Raw genomic sequence first — 16,347 nt, forward strand, 5'->3', positions numbered from 1 at the left:
TGATCGAGTACGGAGCGCCGCCCCCGGCGCGATAGGCTCGACCCCTGTCAACAGTGACCGAAGAGCGGAAGCGGGTGCGCAGTGTCCGGTGGAGAGGTGGCCGGCATCCTGGTGGCCGTCTTCTGGGCGATCCTGGTCTCCTTCCTCGCCGTCGCGCTGGCGAGGCTGGCCCAGACGCTCAGGGCGACCACCAAGCTCGTGGCGGACGTGACCGACCAGGCCGTCCCGCTGCTGGCCGACGCCTCCGCGGCGGTGCGGTCCGCGCAGACCCAGATCGACCGGGTCGACGCGATCGCCTCGGACGTCCAGGAGGTCACGTCCAACGCCTCCGCGCTCTCGACCACCGTCGCCTCCACCTTCGGGGGCCCGCTGGTCAAGGTCGCCGCCTTCGGCTACGGCGTCCGCCGCGCCCTCGGCGGCCGCAAGGAGAACGCGCCCGCCCGGGAGCCCCGGCGCACGGTGATCGTGGGCCGCACCGTCCCGGCCGCACGGCGGAAGAACCGGCGAAAGTAGGAGCCAGCTCAGATGTTCCGCCGTACCTTCTGGTTCACCTCCGGTGTGGCCGCCGGTGTCTGGGCCACCACCAAGGTGAACCGCAAGATCAAGCAGCTGACCCCCGAGAGCCTCGCCGTCGCCGCCGCCCACAAGGCGCTGGAGACCGGCCAGCGGCTCAAGGACCGGGCCGTCGGCTTCGCGCACGACGTGCGCGACAACATGGCCCAGCGGGAGGACGAGCTGGGGGAGGCGCTGGGCATCAACGCCGCCCCCGAACTCCCCGCACCCCGGCGGTTCACCGCCCTGGAGAACAGCAACCCCTCGCAGTACGTCGCCCCGCCGACGCACTCGTACAACCGGAATGAGGACCACTGATGGAGTCGGCCGAGATTCGCCGCCGTTGGCTGAGCTTCTTCGAGGAGCGCGGGCACACCGTCGTCCCTTCGGCGTCGCTCATCGCGGACGACCCGACTCTGCTCCTCGTCCCCGCCGGCATGGTGCCCTTCAAGCCCTACTTCCTCGGTGAGGTCAAGCCGCCCTTCGACCGCGCCACCAGCGTGCAGAAGTGCGTGCGCACGCCCGACATCGAAGAGGTCGGCAAGACCACCCGGCACGGCACGTTCTTCCAGATGTGCGGCAACTTCTCCTTCGGCGACTACTTCAAGGAAGGCGCCATCAAGCTCGCCTGGGAGCTGCTCACCAGCGCCCAGGACCAGGGCGGTTACGGCCTGGAGCCGGACAAGCTCTGGATCACCGTCTACCAGGACGACGACGAGGCCGAGCGCATCTGGCACGAGGTCGTCGGCGTGCCCATGGAGCGCATCCAGCGCCTGGGCAAGAAGGACAACTTCTGGTCCATGGGCGTGCCCGGCCCGTGCGGCCCCTGCTCCGAGATCAACTACGACCGCGGCCCCGAGTTCGGCGCCGAGGGCGGCCCCGCCGTCAACGACGAGCGGTACGTGGAGATCTGGAACCTCGTGTTCATGCAGTACGAGCGCGGCGAGGGCACCGGCAAGGACGACTTCGAGATCCTCGGGGACCTGCCGAGCAAGAACATCGACACCGGTCTCGGCCTCGAACGCCTCGCCATGATCCTGCAGGGCGTGCAGAACATGTACGAGATCGACACCTCGATGGCCGTCATCGACAAGGCCACCGAGCTGACCGGCGTCCGCTACGGCGACGCCCACGCCTCGGACGTGTCCCTGCGCGTGGTCACCGACCACATGCGCACCGCCACCATGCTGATCGGCGACGGCGTCACCCCCGGCAACGAGGGCCGCGGCTACGTGCTGCGCCGCATCATGCGCCGGGCCATCCGCAACATGCGCCTGCTCGGCGCCACCGGACCGGTCGTGCAGGACCTGATCGACACCGTGATCGGCATGATGGGCCAGCAGTACCCGGAGCTCGTCACCGACCGCGAGCGGATCGAGAAGGTGGCCCTCGCCGAGGAGAACGCCTTCCTCAAGACGCTGAAGGCCGGCACCAACATCCTCGACACCGCCGTCACCGAGACCAAGCAGGCCGGCGGCACCGTCCTGGCCGGCGACAAGGCCTTCCTGCTCCACGACACCTGGGGCTTCCCGATCGACCTCACCCTGGAGATGGCCGCCGAGCAGGGGCTGTCCGTGGACGAGGACGGCTTCCGCCGCCTGATGAAGGAGCAGCGGGAGCGCGCCAAGGCCGACGCCCAGGCCAAGAAGACCGGCCACGCCGACCTCGGCGCCTACCGCGAGATCGCGGACCGGGCCGGCGCCACCGACTTCATCGGCTACACCGACACCGACGCCGAGTCCACGGTCGTCGGCATCCTGGTCGACGGCACGTCCTCCCCGGCCGCCACCGAGGGCGACGAGGTCGAGATCGTCCTCGACCGCACCCCGTTCTACGCCGAGGGCGGCGGCCAGATCGGCGACACCGGCCGCATCAAGGTCGACAGCGGCGCCGTCATCGAGGTCCGCGACTGCCAGAAGCCGGTGCCGGGCGTCTACGTCCACAAGGGTGTCGTCCAGGTCGGCGAGGTCACCGTCGGCGCCAAGGCCCACGCCTCGATCGACGCCCGCCGCCGCAAGGCCATCGCCCGTGCCCACTCGGCCACCCACCTGACCCACCAGGCCCTGCGCGACGCCCTCGGCCCGAGGGCCGCCCAGGCCGGCTCGGAGAACCAGCCGGGCCGCTTCCGCTTCGACTTCGGCTCCCCGTCCGCCGTGCCGACGGCCGTGATGACGGACGTCGAGCAGAAGATCAACGAGGTGCTGGCCCGCGACCTCGACGTGCGCGCCGACGTCATGGGCATCGACGAGGCCAAGAAGCAGGGCGCCATCGCCGAGTTCGGCGAGAAGTACGGCGAGCGGGTCCGCGTGGTGACCATCGGCGACTTCTCCAAGGAGCTGTGCGGCGGCACGCACGTGCACAACACCGCCCAGCTCGGCCTGGTGAAGCTGCTCGGCGAGTCCTCCATCGGCTCCGGGGTGCGCCGTATCGAGGCCCTGGTCGGCGTGGACGCCTACAACTTCCTCGCCCGCGAGCACACGGTCGTCGCCCAGCTCCAGGAGCTGATCAAGGGACGCCCGGAGGAGCTGCCGGAGAAGGTCTCCGCGATGCTCGGCAAGCTGAAGGACGCCGAGAAGGAGATCGAGAAGTTCCGCGCCGAGAAGGTGCTGCAGGCCGCCGCCGGTCTCGCCGAGTCCGCCAAGGACGTGCGGGGCGTGGCCGTCGTCACCGGTCAGGTGCCCGACGGCACGACGCCGGACGACCTGCGCAAGCTCGTCCTCGACGTGCGCGGCCGCATCCAGGGCGGACGGGCCGCGGTCGTGGCCCTGTTCACCGTCAACAACGGCAAGCCGCTCACGGTCATCGCCACCAACGAGGCCGCCCGTGAGCGCGGCCTCAAGGCCGGCGACCTGGTCCGCACGGCCGCCAAGACCCTCGGCGGCGGCGGTGGCGGCAAGCCCGACGTCGCCCAGGGCGGCGGCCAGAACCCGGCCGCTGTCGGCGAGGCCGTCGACGCCGTCGAGCGGCTCGTGGCCGACACGGCCAAGTGAGCGCGGGCGGCCAGGTGCACGGGGACGGCATGAGCGAGGACGGCGGCCCGGTCATGCGTCGCGGCCGCCGCCTCGCCGTCGACGTCGGGGACGCCCGGATCGGGGTCGCCTCGTGCGATCCCGACGGGATCCTCGCGACGCCGGTGGAGACCGTCCCCGGCCGGGACGTCCCCGCGGCGCACCGCAGACTGCGCCAGCTCGTCGAGGAGTACGAGCCCATCGAGGTGGTCGTCGGCCTCCCGCGCTCCCTCAAGGGGGGCGAGGGACCGGCGGCGGCCAAGGTCCGCGTCTTCGCCCGGGAACTGGCCCGCATGATCGCGCCGATCGGGGTCAGACTGGTGGACGAGCGCATGACGACCGTGACGGCCAGTCAGGGGCTGCGCGCCTCCGGCGTGAAGTCCAAGAAGGGCCGCTCCGTCATCGATCAGGCGGCCGCAGTGATCATCCTGCAGCAGGCGCTGGAATCCGAACGGGTGTCAGGCAGACCACCCGGCGAGGGCGTCGAAGTGGTCATCTGATCGCGATACGGTAACGTTCCGCGCGATGCGGCGGCGTTCGAACAGCCGCCGCACAGCAAGAGACGGAACGGACGCCGGGCCCGCCGGCCGCGCGACCGCCGCCTCGCGGCTCTAGGGGATCGATGACTGAGTATGGCCGGGGCCAAGGCTCCGAACCGTGGCCTCCCGAGGACCCGTTGTACGGGGACGGAGGATGGGGAGGGCAGCAGCCCCAGGCGGGCCACCAGCCTGCCCACGGCGGCCAGCAGGACCCGCAGCAGCCGCACCAGCAGTCGCAGTACGGCGACTGGCACGGGCAGCAGGGCTACGACCCCGCCCAGGCGCAGTACGACCAGCAGCAGTACGGCCAGCAGTACGCCGGCGGGCAGTACCAGGGCGGCCACCAGCAGTACCCCGAGCAGCACCAGCAGCAGCATGGCGAGCAGCAGTACCCCCCGGCGGGCCAGCAGCAGTACGCCCACCAGGGGCAGCAGGTGTACCAGCAGGGCGGCTGGGACGGCACCGGTACGCACGCGCACGTGCCGTACGCCGCCGACCCGGGTGACCCCTACGGACAGCAGCCCGCCGCCTACGGTGCCGAGCAGCCCGACCTCTACGGCACCCAGGACGCCTACCCGCCGCCGGAGCCGCCCGGCCGCCGCGGGGCCGAACCGGAGCCCGAGGCCGAGCAGCCGGCCGCGACCGACTGGGACCCCGGGCCCGACCGGGGCGAGCACGCCTTCTTCGCGGGCGGCGGGGACACCGTCGCCGACACGGACGACGACGCCGACGACGAGCCGGGCGGCACCGGCCGCCGCGGGCGGGGCGGCAAGGGCGACAAGAGCAAGAAGCGCCGCAACGGCTGTGCCTGTCTCGTGGTGCTGCTGGTGTTCGGCGGCGGCCTCGCGGGTGTCTCGTACGTCGGCTACACCTTCTACCAGAACCGCTACGGCACGGCCCCCGACTACGCGGGCGACGGCACCGGTCAGACCGTCAGCATCGAGGTGCCCAAGGGGGCGGGTGGCGCGGAGATCGGCCGCCGGCTTAAGGAGGCCGGCGTCGTCAAGAGCGTCGACGCGTTCGTGTCGGCGTTCACCCACAACCCCGAGGGCGACAAGATCCAGGCCGGCGCGTACATCCTGGAGAAGCAGATGTCCGCCGCGAGCGCCGTCGAGATGATGCTCGACCCGAAGAGCCAGGCCAACGTGATGGTCAAGCCGGGTCAGCGCAACGTGCAGGTCTACCAGGCCATCGACGACAAGCTCGGCCTGTCCGCCGGCACCACGAGGGGCGTCGCGCGCAAGGAGTACGCGGACCTGGGGCTGCCGGCCTGGGCCAAGGGCGGCGCACTCGTCAAGGACCCGCTGGAGGGCTTCCTCTACCCCGGCACCTACGCCGCGGCCAAGGGCATGAAACCCGAGGCGATCCTCAAGGAGATGGTCCGGCAGGCGGACGCCGCCTACGCCAAGTACGACCTGACCGCCAAGGCCAAGCAGTTCAAGCTGGACAGCCCGCTGCAGGTCGTCACGGTCGCGAGCCTGGTCCAGGCCGAGGGCAAGACCATCGACGACTACCGCAAGATGGCCGAGGTCGTCTACAACCGCCTCGACTACTCCAACCCCGAGACCTACGGGTTCCTCCAGTTCGACTCGACGTACAACTACGTCAAGAACCAGAGCAACATCGACATCTCGCTGTCGGAGATCAAGCAGAACAAGGACCCGTACAACACCTACAGCCACAAGGGGCTGCCGCCCGGGCCGATCGGCAACCCGGGCGAGACCGCCCTGAAGGCGACGCTCGACCCGACCCACGACGGCTGGTACTACTTCGTCGCGACCGACGGCGTCAGCAAGACCGAGTTCGCCCGCACCCACGCGGACTTCGAGAAGCTCAGGGACAAGTTCAATGCACGCTCGGACGGCTGAGGCCCGCCGGGCCGCCGTGCTCGGCAGCCCCATCGCGCACTCCCTCTCCCCGGTGCTGCACCGCGCCGCGTACGACGCGCTGGGCCTGACCGGGTGGACCTACGACCGCTTCGAGGTGGACGAGGCGGGGCTGGCCGGCTTCGTCGACGGCCTCGGCGCCGAGTGGGCGGGACTGTCGCTGACCATGCCGCTCAAGCGGGCCGTCATCCCCCTGCTCGACGAGATCAGCGACACGGCCGCCTCGGTGGAGGCGGTCAACACCCTGGTGTTCACCGAGGACGGCCGCCGCGCCGGCGACAACACCGACATCCCCGGTATGGTCGCCGCCCTGCGCGAACGCGGCATCGAGGAGGTCGAGTCGGCCGCCGTCCTGGGTGCCGGCGCCACCGCCTCCTCCGCGCTCGCGGCCCTGGCGCGCGTGTGCACGGGCGAGGTCGTCGCCTACGTCCGCAGCGAGGCCCGCGCCGCCGAGATGCGCGAGTGGGCCGAGCGGCTGGACGTCGAGCTGCGCACCGCCCGCTGGGAGGACGCCGCCGAGGCGCTGCGGGCGCCGCTGGTGATCGCCACCACCCCGGCCGGGGCGACCGACGCGCTCGCCCACGCCGTACCGGAGCGGCCCGCCACCCTCTTCGACGTGCTCTACGAGCCCTGGCCGACCGCACTCGCCGCACGCTGGTCGATGACCGGCGGTGCCGTCGTCGGCGGCCTCGACCTGCTCGTGCACCAGGCGGTCCTCCAGGTGGAGCAGATGACCGGCCGTGTCCCGGCCCCGCTGGACGCCATGCGGAAAGCGGGCGAACACGCGCTCGCAGCCCGCTAGGATCCCCGTGTCCCGCGGGTGAGCGAACCCCGCGGACGACCGTCACGGGGGGAGCAGTACCCATGTCCAGCGTGCCCGCGGACGTCTCACTGGCGTCCGGCAAGTCCGAGATCTTCGAGATCGTCCTGCGGTTCCTGCCGGACTGGATCCAGCACGTGGTGCTGGTGCTGATCCTGCTGGCCGTCGTCGCCTCGTGGATCCTCAAGCTGAAGCGCAAGCTCGCCCACCGGCGCGCGGTGCGCGCGGGCGGGCCCGCCGTCGCGCCGACGACACCGCACCAGGGCAGCGGCGCGGACCACCTGGGCGCGTACGCCCCGCAGCAGCAGGCACCCCGGCAGCCGAGCGGTGCCGACTTCCTGGGGCCCTACGCCCCGCAGCACCGCCCGGCCGCGCAGCAGCCCGCGCCGCAGACCGCCCCGCCCCAGCCGAGCGGCGCCGACTTCCTCGGCTCGTACGCGCCGCCGCGGACCCCGGGCGACGCCACGCGGTGACGCCGGCTCCGGCGTCGCCCCGTCCGCCCCGGTGCCCTGCCCTCGCGCCTCCCAGGTGTCCGCCCTGCTGTCCGCCCCGGTGTCCGCACTGCCGTCCGCCAGGTGGACCGGCGGCCGGGGCGCGGGCCGGGACGTGGGAGGATCGGAGGTGGCGGACCCGGGTCGCGCACCCGGTTCACGCCGCTGCCGTGCGCGAGGACCCGCGTACGCAGGGCAGTACCAGGCGCGAGCATGGAGGAGCACCGTTGAGCAGGTTGCGCTGGCTGACCGCGGGGGAGTCCCACGGCCCCGCACTCGTGGCGACGCTGGAAGGCCTTCCGGCCGGCGTCCCGATCACCACGGAGATGGTGGCGGACCACCTGGCCAGGCGGCGGCTCGGCTATGGCCGCGGGGCGCGGATGAAGTTCGAGCGTGACGAGGTCACCTTCCTCGGCGGCGTCCGGCACGGTCTGACCCTCGGTTCCCCGGTCGCGATCATGGTGGGCAACACCGAGTGGCCCAAGTGGGAGCAGGTCATGGCGGCCGACCCGGTCGACCCGGAGATCCTGGCCGGCCTCGCCCGCAACGCGCCGCTGACCCGGCCCCGCCCGGGCCACGCCGACCTCGCGGGCATGCAGAAGTACGGCTTCGACGAGGCACGGCCGATCCTGGAGCGGGCCTCGGCCCGCGAGACGGCGGCCCGGGTGGCCCTGGGCGCGGTCGCACGCTCGTACCTGAAGGAAACGGTCGGCGTCGAGATCGTCTCGCACGTCGTGGAGCTGTGCTCGGTGAAGGCGCCGCGGGGCGTGTACCCGACACCGGCCGACGTCGAGCGGCTGGACGCCGACCCGCTGCGCTGCCTGGACGCCGACGCCTCCAAGGCGATGGTCGCGGAGGTCGACCAGGCCCACAAGGACGGTGACACGCTCGGCGGCGTCGTCGAGGTGCTGGCCTACGGCGTCCCCGTCGGTCTGGGCTCGCACGTGCACTGGGACCGCAAGCTGGACGCCCGGCTCGCCGGTGCCCTGATGGGCATCCAGGCCATCAAGGGCGTCGAGGTCGGCGACGGCTTCGAACTGGCCCGGGTGCCCGGCTCCAAGGCGCACGACGAGATCGTGAACACCCCCGAGGGCATCCGGCGCGTCTCCGGCCGGGCCGGCGGGACCGAGGGCGGTCTGAGCACCGGGGAGCTGCTGCGGGTGCGGGCCGCGATGAAGCCCATCGCCACCGTGCCGCGGGCCCTCAAGACCGTCGACGTCACCACCGGCGAAGCCACCCAGGCCCACCACCAGCGCTCCGACGTCTCCGCGGTCCCGGCCGCCGGCATCGTCGCCGAGGCCATGGTGGCGCTGGTTCTCGCGGACGCGGTCGCCGAGAAGTTCGGCGGCGACAGCGTGACCGAGACCCGCCGCAACGCCCGGTCGTACCTCGACGCCCTCCACATCCGATGAGCGGTCCGCTGGTCGTCCTGGTCGGCCCGATGGGCGTGGGCAAGTCGACGGTCGGGCAGCTCCTGGCCGAGCGGCTCGGCACCGGGTACCGCGACACGGACGACGACATCGTCGCCGCGCGGGGCCGGACCATCGCCGAGATCTTCGTCGACGAGGGCGAACCGGTCTTCCGCGCGCTGGAGAAGGACGCGGTGCGCGACGCGCTCGCCGGGCACACCGGCGTCCTCGCGCTCGGCGGCGGGGCCGTCCTCGACCCGGACACCCGCGCCCTGCTGCGGGACCGCCGGGTGGTCTACCTCTCGATGGACGTCGAGGAGGCGGTCAAGCGCACGGGCCTGAACGCCGCCCGTCCGCTGCTCGCGGTCAACCCGCGCAAGCAGTGGCGCGAGCTGATGGACGCCCGCCGTCACCTGTACGAGGAGGTCGCCACCGTCGTGGTGGCCACCGACGGCCGGACGCCCGAGGACGTCGCCCGAGCCGTCCTGGACGCACTGGAGCTGAAGGAAGCATGAGCGAGTCGGTGACGCGGATCCTCGTCGGGGGCAGCGCGGGCAGTGAGCCCTACGAGGTCCTGGTGGGCCGCCAACTGCTCGGTGAACTCGCCGGGTTGATCGGGGAGCGGGCCAAGCGGGTCGCCGTGATCCACCCCGAGGCGCTCGCCGAGACCGGTGACGCGCTGCGCGCCGACCTGGCCGGGCAGGGCTACGAGGCGGTCGCCATCCAGGTGCCCAACGCCGAGGAGGCCAAGACCGCCGAGGTCGCCGCCTACTGCTGGAAGGCGCTCGGCCAGTCCGGCTTCACCCGTACCGACGTCATCGTCGGCGTTGGCGGCGGCGCCACCACGGACCTCGCCGGGTTCGTGGCCGCCACCTGGCTGCGCGGGGTGCGCTGGGTGGCCGTCCCGACCACCGTGCTGGCCATGGTGGACGCGGCGGTCGGCGGCAAGACCGGCATCAACACCGCCGAGGGCAAGAACCTCGTGGGCGCCTTCCACCCGCCCGCGGGCGTGCTGTGCGACCTGGCCGCGCTGGAGTCGCTGCCGGTCCACGACTACGTCTCCGGGCTGGCGGAGGTCATCAAGGCGGGCTTCATCGCCGACCCGGTCATCCTGGACCTCATCGAGTCCGACCCGCAGGCCGCGCGCACCCCGGCCGGCCCGCACACGGCCGAGCTGATCGAACGCTCCATCAAGGTCAAGGCGGACGTGGTGTCGTCGGACCTGAAGGAGTCGGGCCTGAGGGAGATCCTGAACTACGGTCACACCCTCGCCCACGCCATCGAGAAGAACGAGCGCTACAGCTGGCGGCACGGGGCCGCCGTGGCGGTCGGCATGCACTTCGCCGCCGAACTCGGCCGGCTCGCGGGCCGCCTGGACGACGCCACCGCCGACCGCCACCGCACGGTCCTGGAGTCGGTCGGGCTGCCCCTGCACTACCGCTACGACCAGTGGCCCAAGCTGCTGGAGGCGATGAAGGTGGACAAGAAGTCCCGCGGCGACCTGCTGCGCTTCATCGTCCTGGACGGGCTGGCCAAGCCGACCGTCCTGGAGGGACCGGACCCGGCGATCCTGCTCGCCGCGTACGGCGAGGTGGGCGAGTAGGTCCCCCGCGCCCCTCGTGCCCGATCCGCTTGTCCCGTCGGGCACTTCGCGGCGCCCCCGGCCGTTCACCGAACGACAGCCGGGGGCGGTACCGTTCCGTACGGAGCGGGGCCGGACCCCGCCCTGGACCGAGCCCAGTAGAACGAGACGGAGTGGCACCGGATGCAGCACGCAGTGGGTTCTCCGCTGCCGCCGCCCCACCAGTCGGGGCACGGGCCGATCGCCGGATGGTCACCGGCCGCACACCACCCGGGCCCGCAGCAGCAGCCCGCCCCCGCGCCGCCCCCGGGCTTCACCGGCGCCCCCTCGGGCCCGGTACCGCCGGCACCCCCGCACGCCCCGGCGCCGCAGCACGGCGGCCCGCCGCAGCCCCCGCCCCCGGCCCCGGCCCCGGCCCCGCAGCACGGTGCCCCGGCTCAGCCCCCGGCCCCCGCACAGCCCCCGGCCCCCGCGCCGCAGCACCACGCCCCGGTGCCGCAGGGGTCGCGGCCGCCGGAGACCACCGGGCACCTCCCGCTGCCGCCCGGCGGCCCGGTCGGCATGCCCAGCGTGCCGCCCGCCCCGGTCGCCCCCGACCCGACCACGACCACGCTCGCGGTCCTGCTCATCGGCCCCGCGGGCGCGGGCAAGACCAGCGTGGCCAAGTACTGGGCCGACCACCGCCGGGTGCCCACGGCCCACATCAGCCTCGACGACGTGCGCGAGTGGGTCCGCTCGGGCTTCGCCGACCCGCAGCGCGGGTGGAACGACCACTCGGAGGCGCAGTACCGCCTGGCCCGCCGCACCTGCGGCTTCGCCGCGCGCAACTTCCTGGCCAACGGCATCTCCTGCATCCTCGACGACGCGATCTTCCCGGACCGCCCCGCGGTGGGCCTCGGCGGCTGGAAGCGCCACGTGGGCCCCGGCCTGCTGCCGGTCGTGCTGCTGCCCGGCCTGGAGGTCGTGCTGGAGCGCAACGCCGAACGCTCGGGCAACCGCCGCCTCACCGACGAGGAAGTGGCCCGCATCCACGGCCGCATGGCCGGCTGGTACGGCTCGGGGCTGCCGATCATCGACAACTCGCAGCTGGACGTCCCGGCCACGGCCCAGGTCCTCGACGACATCCTGGCCCGCGCGATAGCGAGCCCGCCGAAGTGGTGACCGCCCGGCGCGCCGGCCGCCGGACGCGCCCCTGACCGAACACCTCCGACCCCGCGCCGGAACACCACCGGCCCCTCCCGAACGGCACGAATCGCCCGCCGCTCCTACGCTCATCTCATGTCAGAGATGCACGCAATCCGCCGCACCCGGCTCAGGGAACGCTGCAGCGCGGCCGGCAGCGCGGCTGCGCTGATCTCGCGCCCGGCCAACGTCCGCTACCTCGCCGGCGCCGCCCCGCGCGACGCCGTGCTGCTCCTCGGCCCGGACGAGGACACCCTCGTCTGTCCGGGCCCGCTGGACGACCGCGCGCCGGGCGGCCGCCTCGACGAGGCCGTCCGGCTGCACACGCTCCCCGGCTCGGCCGGTGACCCCGCCGTCGCAGCCGTCGGTCTCCTCACCGACCGGCAGGTCACCTCCCTCGCCGTCGAGGAACACCACCTCACGGTCTCCCGCCACCGGGCGATCCGCTCCGTCGCGCCCCGGGTCCGGCTCGGCGACCTCGGCGGCGGGGTCGAGCAACTGCGCGTGGTGAAGGACGAGGAGGAGATCTCCTGCATCCGCATCGCCGCCGAGATCGCCGACCAGGCCCTCGGCGAGCTGCTGGAGTCCATCCTCGTCGGCCGCACCGAGCGTCACCTCGCCCTCGAACTGGAGCGCAGGCTCGTCGACCACGGCGCCGACGGACCGGCGTTCCCCACCTCCGTCGGCACCGGCCCGCACTCCGGGCGCGGGGGACACCGGCCCACCGACCGCCGCGTCGAGGAGGGCGACTTCCTCTCCGTGTGCCTGGGGGCGACGTACCGCGGCTACCGCTGCGAGATCGGCCGTACCTTCGTCATCGGGACCGCGCCCGCCGACTGGCAGATCGAGCTGTACGACCTGGTCTTCGCCGCCCAGCGCGCCGGGCGCGAGGCCCTGACCCCCGGCACCGCCTGCCGTGACGTGGACCGCGCCGCCCGCCAGGTGCTGGCCTCCGCGGGGCACACCGAGGGGCTGCCGCGGGCCGTCGGACACGGCGTGGGACTCGAAATCGACGAGGACCCGCAGTTGGCCCCCGCGGCCATGGGTAAACTGGACGCTTGCGTGCCGGTCACCGTCGAACCGGGGGTCCACCTCCCGGGCCGGGGTGGTGTCCGGATCGATGACACGCTCGTCGTCCGCCCCGAGGCGGACGGCGGACCCGAGCTACTCACCATCACGACCAAGGAGCTGCTCGCGCTGTAGCGGCATGCCACCGCGGCGCCTGCACCGGGGTCGTACGTCAGTCCAGGAGATTCCGCAACCGTGGCTTCCACGAACGACCTCAAGAACGGCATGGTGCTCAAGCTCGAAGGCGGCCAGCTCTGGTCCGTCGTCGAGTTCCAGCACGTCAAGCCCGGCAAGGGCCCGGCCTTCGTGCGCACCAAGCTCAAGAACGTGCTCTCCGGCAAGGTCGTCGACAAGACCTTCAACGCCGGCGTCAAGGTCGAGACGGCCACTGTCGACAAGCGCGACATGCAGTTCTCGTACATGGACGGCGACTACTTCGTCTTCATGGACATGGAGACCTACGACCAGCTGCTCGTCGACCGCAAGGCCGTGGGCGACGCCGCCAACTTCCTGATCGAGGGCTTCACCGCCACCGTCGCCCAGCACGAGGGCGAGGTGCTCTTCGTGGAGCTGCCGGCCGCCGTCGAGCTGACCATCCAGGAGACCGAGCCGGGCGTCCAGGGCGACCGCTCCACCGGCGGCACCAAGCCCGCCACGCTGGAGACGGGCCACCAGATCCAGGTCCCGCTCTTCATCACCACCGGTGAGAAGATCAAGGTCGACACCCGCACCAGCGACTACCTCGGCCGGGTGAACAGCTAACCGTGGCTGCCCGCAACACGGCCCGCAAGCGTGCCTTCCAGATCCTCTTCGAGGGCGACCAGCGCGGCGCCGACGTCCTGACGGTCCTCGCGGACTGGATCCGGCTGTCGCGGGACGACACCCGGCAGCCGCCGGTGAGCGAGTACACGATGCAGCTCGTCGAGGGCTACGCCGAGCAGGCGCGGCGCATCGACGAGCTGATCGCGCAGTACTCGGTCGGCTGGACGCTGGACCGGATGCCCGTGGTGGACCGCAACATCCTGCGCCTCGGGGCCTACGAGCTGATCTGGGTCGACGAGACGCCGGACGCGGTGGTCCTGGACGAGATGGTGCAGCTCGCGAAGGAGTTCTCCACGGACGAGTCGCCCGCCTTCGTCAACGGGCTGCTCGGCCGCCTCAAGGAGCTCAAGCCGTCCCTGCGACGCGCCTAGCCCGCGCCGGCCGGACCGGAGCATGCAGCACCGCTCCAGCCGGGCGCCGGGCGCCGACAACGAAGCCGCCGGGTGGCCGGAAACCCCTCTCAGGGTTCCCGGCCACCCGGCGGCAACGTTTCTGCTCGGTGGCGGGGCGCTCAGCCCTCGTCGTGGGTCGCCACCGCGCGACGGGCGTCCGCGTCCAGCACGCCCCAGCTGATGAGCTGCTCGGTCAGGACCGAGGGCGACTGGTCGTAGATGACGGCGAGCGTGCGCAGGTCGTCCTGGCGGATCGAGAGCACCTTGCCGTTGTAGTCGCCGCGCTGGGACTGGATCGTCGCCGCGTAGCGCTGGAGGGGACCGGCCTTCTCGACGGGCACGTGGGCCAGCCGCTCCAGGTCCAGGACCAGCTTCGGCGGGGGCTCGGCGGCGCCGCCCGGGGTGGTGCCCGGCAGCAGCTCCTGCACCGGAACGCCGTAGAAGTCCGCCAGCTCGGCGAGGCGCTGCACGGTCACGGCGCGGTCGCCGCGCTCGTACGACCCGACCACGACCGCCTTCCAGCGTCCCTGGGACTTCTCCTCGACACCGTGGAGGGAAAGGCCCTGCTGGGTGCGGATCGCCCGGAGCTTGGCCCCGAGCTGTTTGGCGTATTCGCTGGACATATAGCTCCCCGGCACTGTGTCGACGCGGCCCGGCTTGGTTCCGCACCGCGCGGCTGGTAACTCATTGTGAGGTTACGCAGCGTGATTCTTCTGCGTCAAGCCGAATGGTCCACACCGACGCTTCCGTGGTAACCGCCACCCGTTGCGCCGACCGGGTGATCCCGTACGGCCGACGGGGTGACGGAGCGCGTGTCGGGGACCCGGTCCGGGTCCCGTGCGGGGGCCTGCTACCGTGGATGGCGCAATCCCGACGTCCTTTAAGGTCCGTCCCGTGAGGCGGAGAAGGAGGTCCGTTTCGTATGGACACGCACGCCGACGCGCAAGCGTCCGAAGCCCCCGACGCGCAGGCGTCCGACGCCCGGGCCGTTCTCGAGGCCCCCGACATCGCGCGGGTGCTCACCCGTATCGCCCACGAGATCGTCGAGCGCGCCAAGGGCGCCGACGACGTGGTGCTCCTCGGCATCCCGACCCGGGGCGTCTTCCTCGCCCAGCGGCTCGCCGCCAAGCTCGAGCAGATCACCGACCGCACGGTCCCCGTGGGATCGCTCGACATCACCATGTACCGCGACGACCTGCGCATGCACCCGCCCCGCGCGCTCGCCCGCACCGAGATCCCCGGTGACGGCATCGACGGCCGGCTGGTCGTCCTCGTCGACGACGTGCTCTTCTCCGGCCGCACCATCCGCGCCGCCCTGGACGCCCTGAACGACATCGGGCGCCCGCGTGCCGTGCAGCTCGCCGTGCTGGTCGACCGCGGCCACCGCGAACTGCCCATCCGCGCCGACTACGTCGGCAAGAACCTCCCCACGTCGCTGCGGGAGACGGTCAAGGTCCAGCTCGCCGAGGAGGACGGTCGCGACACCGTGCTGCTCGGCGCGAAGCCGGCCGCCCAGTAGCGGTTCAGGCGTGTCCGCGCGCCCCGCTGCGCCCCGGCACGCGCCTGTCTGCCCAGTTTCTCCCGAATGAACTGCCTTACGGAGCCTGACAGATGCAGCGTCATCTCATCTCGGCCGCCGACCTCACCCGCGACGACGCCGTCCTGATCCTCGACACCGCCGAGGAGATGGCCCGGGTGGCCGACCGCCCCATCAAGAAGCTGCCGACCCTGCGCGGCCGCACCATCGTCAACCTCTTCTTCGAGGACTCCACCCGGACCCGGATCTCCTTCGAGGCCGCCGAGAAGCGGCTGTCCGCCGACGTCATCAACTTCTCCGCCAAGGGCTCCAGCGTCTCCAAGGGCGAGTCCCTGAAGGACACCGCGCAGACCCTGGAGGCCATGGGCGTCGACGCGGTCGTCATCCGGCACGGCGCCTCCGGCGCGCCCTACCGCCTCGCCACCTCCGGCTGGATCGACGCCGCCGTCGTCAACGCCGGCGACGGCACCCACCAGCACCCCACCCAGGCCCTGCTGGACGCCTTCACCATGCGCCGCCGGCTGATCGGCCGGGACGCCGGGCTCGGCCAGGACCTGGCCGGCAAGCGCATCACCCTGGTCGGTGACGTCCTGCACAGCCGGGTCGCCCGCTCCAACGTGGACCTGCTGCACACCCTCGGCGCCGAGGTCACCCTGGTCGCCCCGCCCACCCTGGTGCCGGTCGGCGTCGGGAACTGGCCCTGCGAGGTGTCGTACGACCTCGACAGCACGCTGCCCAAGTCCGACGCGGTGATGATGCTGCGCGTGCAGCGCGAGCGGATGAACGCCGCGTTCTTCCCCACCGAGCGCGAGTACTCGCGGCGCTACGGCCTCGACGGCGAGCGCATGGCGCGGATGCCCGAGCACGCCATCGTGATGCACCCCGGCCCGATGGTCCGCGGCATGGAGATCACCGCCGAGGTCGCCGACTCCGACCGCTGCACGGTCGTCGAGCAGGTCGCCAACGGCGTCTCCATCCGGATGGCCGTCCTCTACCTCCTGCTCGGCGGCAACGAGCCCGCCGTCAGCCACGCCCGCACTGCCGAGGAGAAGTGACCGA

At 72.4% G+C, this 16,347-nt stretch carries 17 protein-coding genes; 16 read left to right on the forward strand and 1 reads right to left on the reverse strand.

Annotated features, from left to right (window positions below; all coding sequences use genetic code 11):
- Positions 1-81 precede the first annotated feature (81 nt).
- The 14 genes from E4U92_RS22710 (at position 82) to nusB (ending at position 13,730) form a co-directional block, all read left to right on the forward strand.
- Complete coding sequence (locus tag E4U92_RS22710) at positions 82-513, forward strand: DUF948 domain-containing protein (protein ID WP_067235500.1); 432 nt, start codon at positions 82-84, stop codon at positions 511-513.
- Positions 514-525: 12 nt separating this feature from the next.
- Positions 526-870 (forward strand): hypothetical protein, encoded by a 345-nt coding sequence (locus E4U92_RS22715; RefSeq protein WP_137302273.1) that lies wholly within the window; start codon positions 526-528, stop codon positions 868-870.
- On the forward strand, positions 870-3,542 hold the full coding sequence (gene alaS / locus E4U92_RS22720) for an alanine--tRNA ligase (RefSeq protein ID WP_137302274.1): 2,673 nt from the start codon (positions 870-872) through the stop codon (positions 3,540-3,542). The genes E4U92_RS22715 and alaS overlap by 1 nt, the downstream gene beginning before the upstream one ends.
- 29 nt (positions 3,543-3,571) lie before the next feature.
- Positions 3,572-4,060, forward strand: coding sequence for a Holliday junction resolvase RuvX (gene ruvX / locus E4U92_RS22725; protein WP_137302275.1), 489 nt, complete (start codon positions 3,572-3,574; stop codon positions 4,058-4,060).
- 176 nt (positions 4,061-4,236) lie between these two features.
- Complete coding sequence (mltG, locus tag E4U92_RS22730; RefSeq protein WP_373311533.1) at positions 4,237-5,967, forward strand: endolytic transglycosylase MltG; 1,731 nt, start codon at positions 4,237-4,239, stop codon at positions 5,965-5,967.
- Complete coding sequence (locus tag E4U92_RS22735) at positions 5,948-6,787, forward strand: shikimate dehydrogenase (RefSeq protein ID WP_137302277.1); 840 nt, start codon at positions 5,948-5,950, stop codon at positions 6,785-6,787. The genes mltG and E4U92_RS22735 overlap by 20 nt, the downstream gene beginning before the upstream one ends.
- A gap of 62 nt (positions 6,788-6,849) precedes the next feature.
- Positions 6,850-7,278, forward strand: coding sequence for a hypothetical protein (locus E4U92_RS22740; RefSeq protein WP_229862697.1), 429 nt, complete (start codon positions 6,850-6,852; stop codon positions 7,276-7,278).
- 245 nt (positions 7,279-7,523) lie between these two features.
- Complete coding sequence (aroC, locus tag E4U92_RS22745) at positions 7,524-8,708, forward strand: chorismate synthase (RefSeq protein ID WP_137302278.1); 1,185 nt, start codon at positions 7,524-7,526, stop codon at positions 8,706-8,708.
- A complete protein-coding gene (locus E4U92_RS22750; protein WP_137302279.1) occupies positions 8,705-9,220 on the forward strand; it encodes a shikimate kinase in 516 nt (171 codons plus the stop codon). The genes aroC and E4U92_RS22750 overlap by 4 nt, the downstream gene beginning before the upstream one ends.
- A complete protein-coding gene (gene aroB, locus E4U92_RS22755; protein ID WP_137302280.1) occupies positions 9,217-10,308 on the forward strand; it encodes a 3-dehydroquinate synthase in 1,092 nt (363 codons plus the stop codon). Before E4U92_RS22750 ends, aroB begins: the two co-directional genes overlap by 4 nt.
- Positions 10,309-10,470: 162 nt before the next feature.
- Positions 10,471-11,448 (forward strand): Pro-rich N-terminal domain-containing protein, encoded by a 978-nt coding sequence (locus tag E4U92_RS22760; RefSeq protein ID WP_137302281.1) that lies wholly within the window; start codon positions 10,471-10,473, stop codon positions 11,446-11,448.
- 117 nt (positions 11,449-11,565) lie between these two features.
- Complete coding sequence (locus E4U92_RS22765) at positions 11,566-12,672, forward strand: aminopeptidase P family protein (protein WP_137302282.1); 1,107 nt, start codon at positions 11,566-11,568, stop codon at positions 12,670-12,672.
- 60 nt (positions 12,673-12,732) lie between these two features.
- Complete coding sequence (efp, locus tag E4U92_RS22770) at positions 12,733-13,299, forward strand: elongation factor P (protein ID WP_137302283.1); 567 nt, start codon at positions 12,733-12,735, stop codon at positions 13,297-13,299.
- Between the two features lie 2 nt (positions 13,300-13,301).
- Positions 13,302-13,730 carry a transcription antitermination factor NusB gene (gene nusB / locus E4U92_RS22775; RefSeq protein ID WP_067235528.1) on the forward strand — a complete coding sequence of 143 codons (429 nt, stop codon included), beginning with the start codon at positions 13,302-13,304 and terminating at the stop codon, positions 13,728-13,730.
- 140 nt (positions 13,731-13,870) lie between these two features.
- On the opposite strand, the gene bldD is transcribed toward nusB, so the two are convergent.
- Positions 13,871-14,374, reverse strand: coding sequence for a transcriptional regulator BldD (gene bldD / locus E4U92_RS22780; protein ID WP_137302284.1), 504 nt, complete (start codon positions 14,372-14,374; stop codon positions 13,871-13,873).
- 299 nt (positions 14,375-14,673) lie between these two features.
- On the opposite strand from bldD, the gene pyrR reads away from it, so the two are divergent.
- Both pyrR and E4U92_RS22790 read left to right on the forward strand, forming a co-directional pair.
- Complete coding sequence (gene pyrR / locus E4U92_RS22785) at positions 14,674-15,270, forward strand: bifunctional pyr operon transcriptional regulator/uracil phosphoribosyltransferase PyrR (RefSeq protein WP_137302285.1); 597 nt, start codon at positions 14,674-14,676, stop codon at positions 15,268-15,270.
- Between the two features lie 92 nt (positions 15,271-15,362).
- Positions 15,363-16,343, forward strand: a complete 981-nt coding sequence (locus E4U92_RS22790; protein ID WP_137302286.1) for an aspartate carbamoyltransferase catalytic subunit — start codon at positions 15,363-15,365, stop codon at positions 16,341-16,343.
- Positions 16,344-16,347: the final 4 nt, after the last annotated feature.

It is taken from the genome of Streptomyces galbus (assembly GCF_005280195.1).
GTDB lineage: Bacteria > Actinomycetota > Actinomycetes > Streptomycetales > Streptomycetaceae > Streptomyces > Streptomyces galbus.

What these genes read in the sequence shown, in the direction of transcription:
- E4U92_RS22715 (WP_137302273.1), top strand. Translation starts at nt 526, where the DNA reads ATGTTCCGCCGTACCTTCTGGTTCACCTCCGGTGTGGCCGCCGGTGTC.
- alaS (WP_137302274.1), top strand. Translation starts at nt 870, where the DNA reads ATGGAGTCGGCCGAGATTCGCCGCCGTTGGCTGAGCTTCTTCGAGGAG.
- ruvX (WP_137302275.1), top strand. Translation starts at nt 3,572, where the DNA reads ATGAGCGAGGACGGCGGCCCGGTCATGCGTCGCGGCCGCCGCCTCGCC.
- E4U92_RS22735 (WP_137302277.1), top strand. Translation starts at nt 5,948, where the DNA reads ATGCACGCTCGGACGGCTGAGGCCCGCCGGGCCGCCGTGCTCGGCAGC.
- E4U92_RS22740 (WP_229862697.1), top strand. Translation starts at nt 6,850, where the DNA reads ATGTCCAGCGTGCCCGCGGACGTCTCACTGGCGTCCGGCAAGTCCGAG.
- E4U92_RS22750 (WP_137302279.1), top strand. Translation starts at nt 8,705, where the DNA reads ATGAGCGGTCCGCTGGTCGTCCTGGTCGGCCCGATGGGCGTGGGCAAG.
- aroB (WP_137302280.1), top strand. Translation starts at nt 9,217, where the DNA reads ATGAGCGAGTCGGTGACGCGGATCCTCGTCGGGGGCAGCGCGGGCAGT.
- E4U92_RS22760 (WP_137302281.1), top strand. Translation starts at nt 10,471, where the DNA reads ATGCAGCACGCAGTGGGTTCTCCGCTGCCGCCGCCCCACCAGTCGGGG.
- E4U92_RS22765 (WP_137302282.1), top strand. Translation starts at nt 11,566, where the DNA reads ATGTCAGAGATGCACGCAATCCGCCGCACCCGGCTCAGGGAACGCTGC.
- bldD (WP_137302284.1), bottom strand. Translation starts at nt 14,374, where the DNA reads ATGTCCAGCGAATACGCCAAACAGCTCGGGGCCAAGCTCCGGGCGATC.
- pyrR (WP_137302285.1), top strand. Translation starts at nt 14,674, where the DNA reads ATGGACACGCACGCCGACGCGCAAGCGTCCGAAGCCCCCGACGCGCAG.
- E4U92_RS22790 (WP_137302286.1), top strand. Translation starts at nt 15,363, where the DNA reads ATGCAGCGTCATCTCATCTCGGCCGCCGACCTCACCCGCGACGACGCC.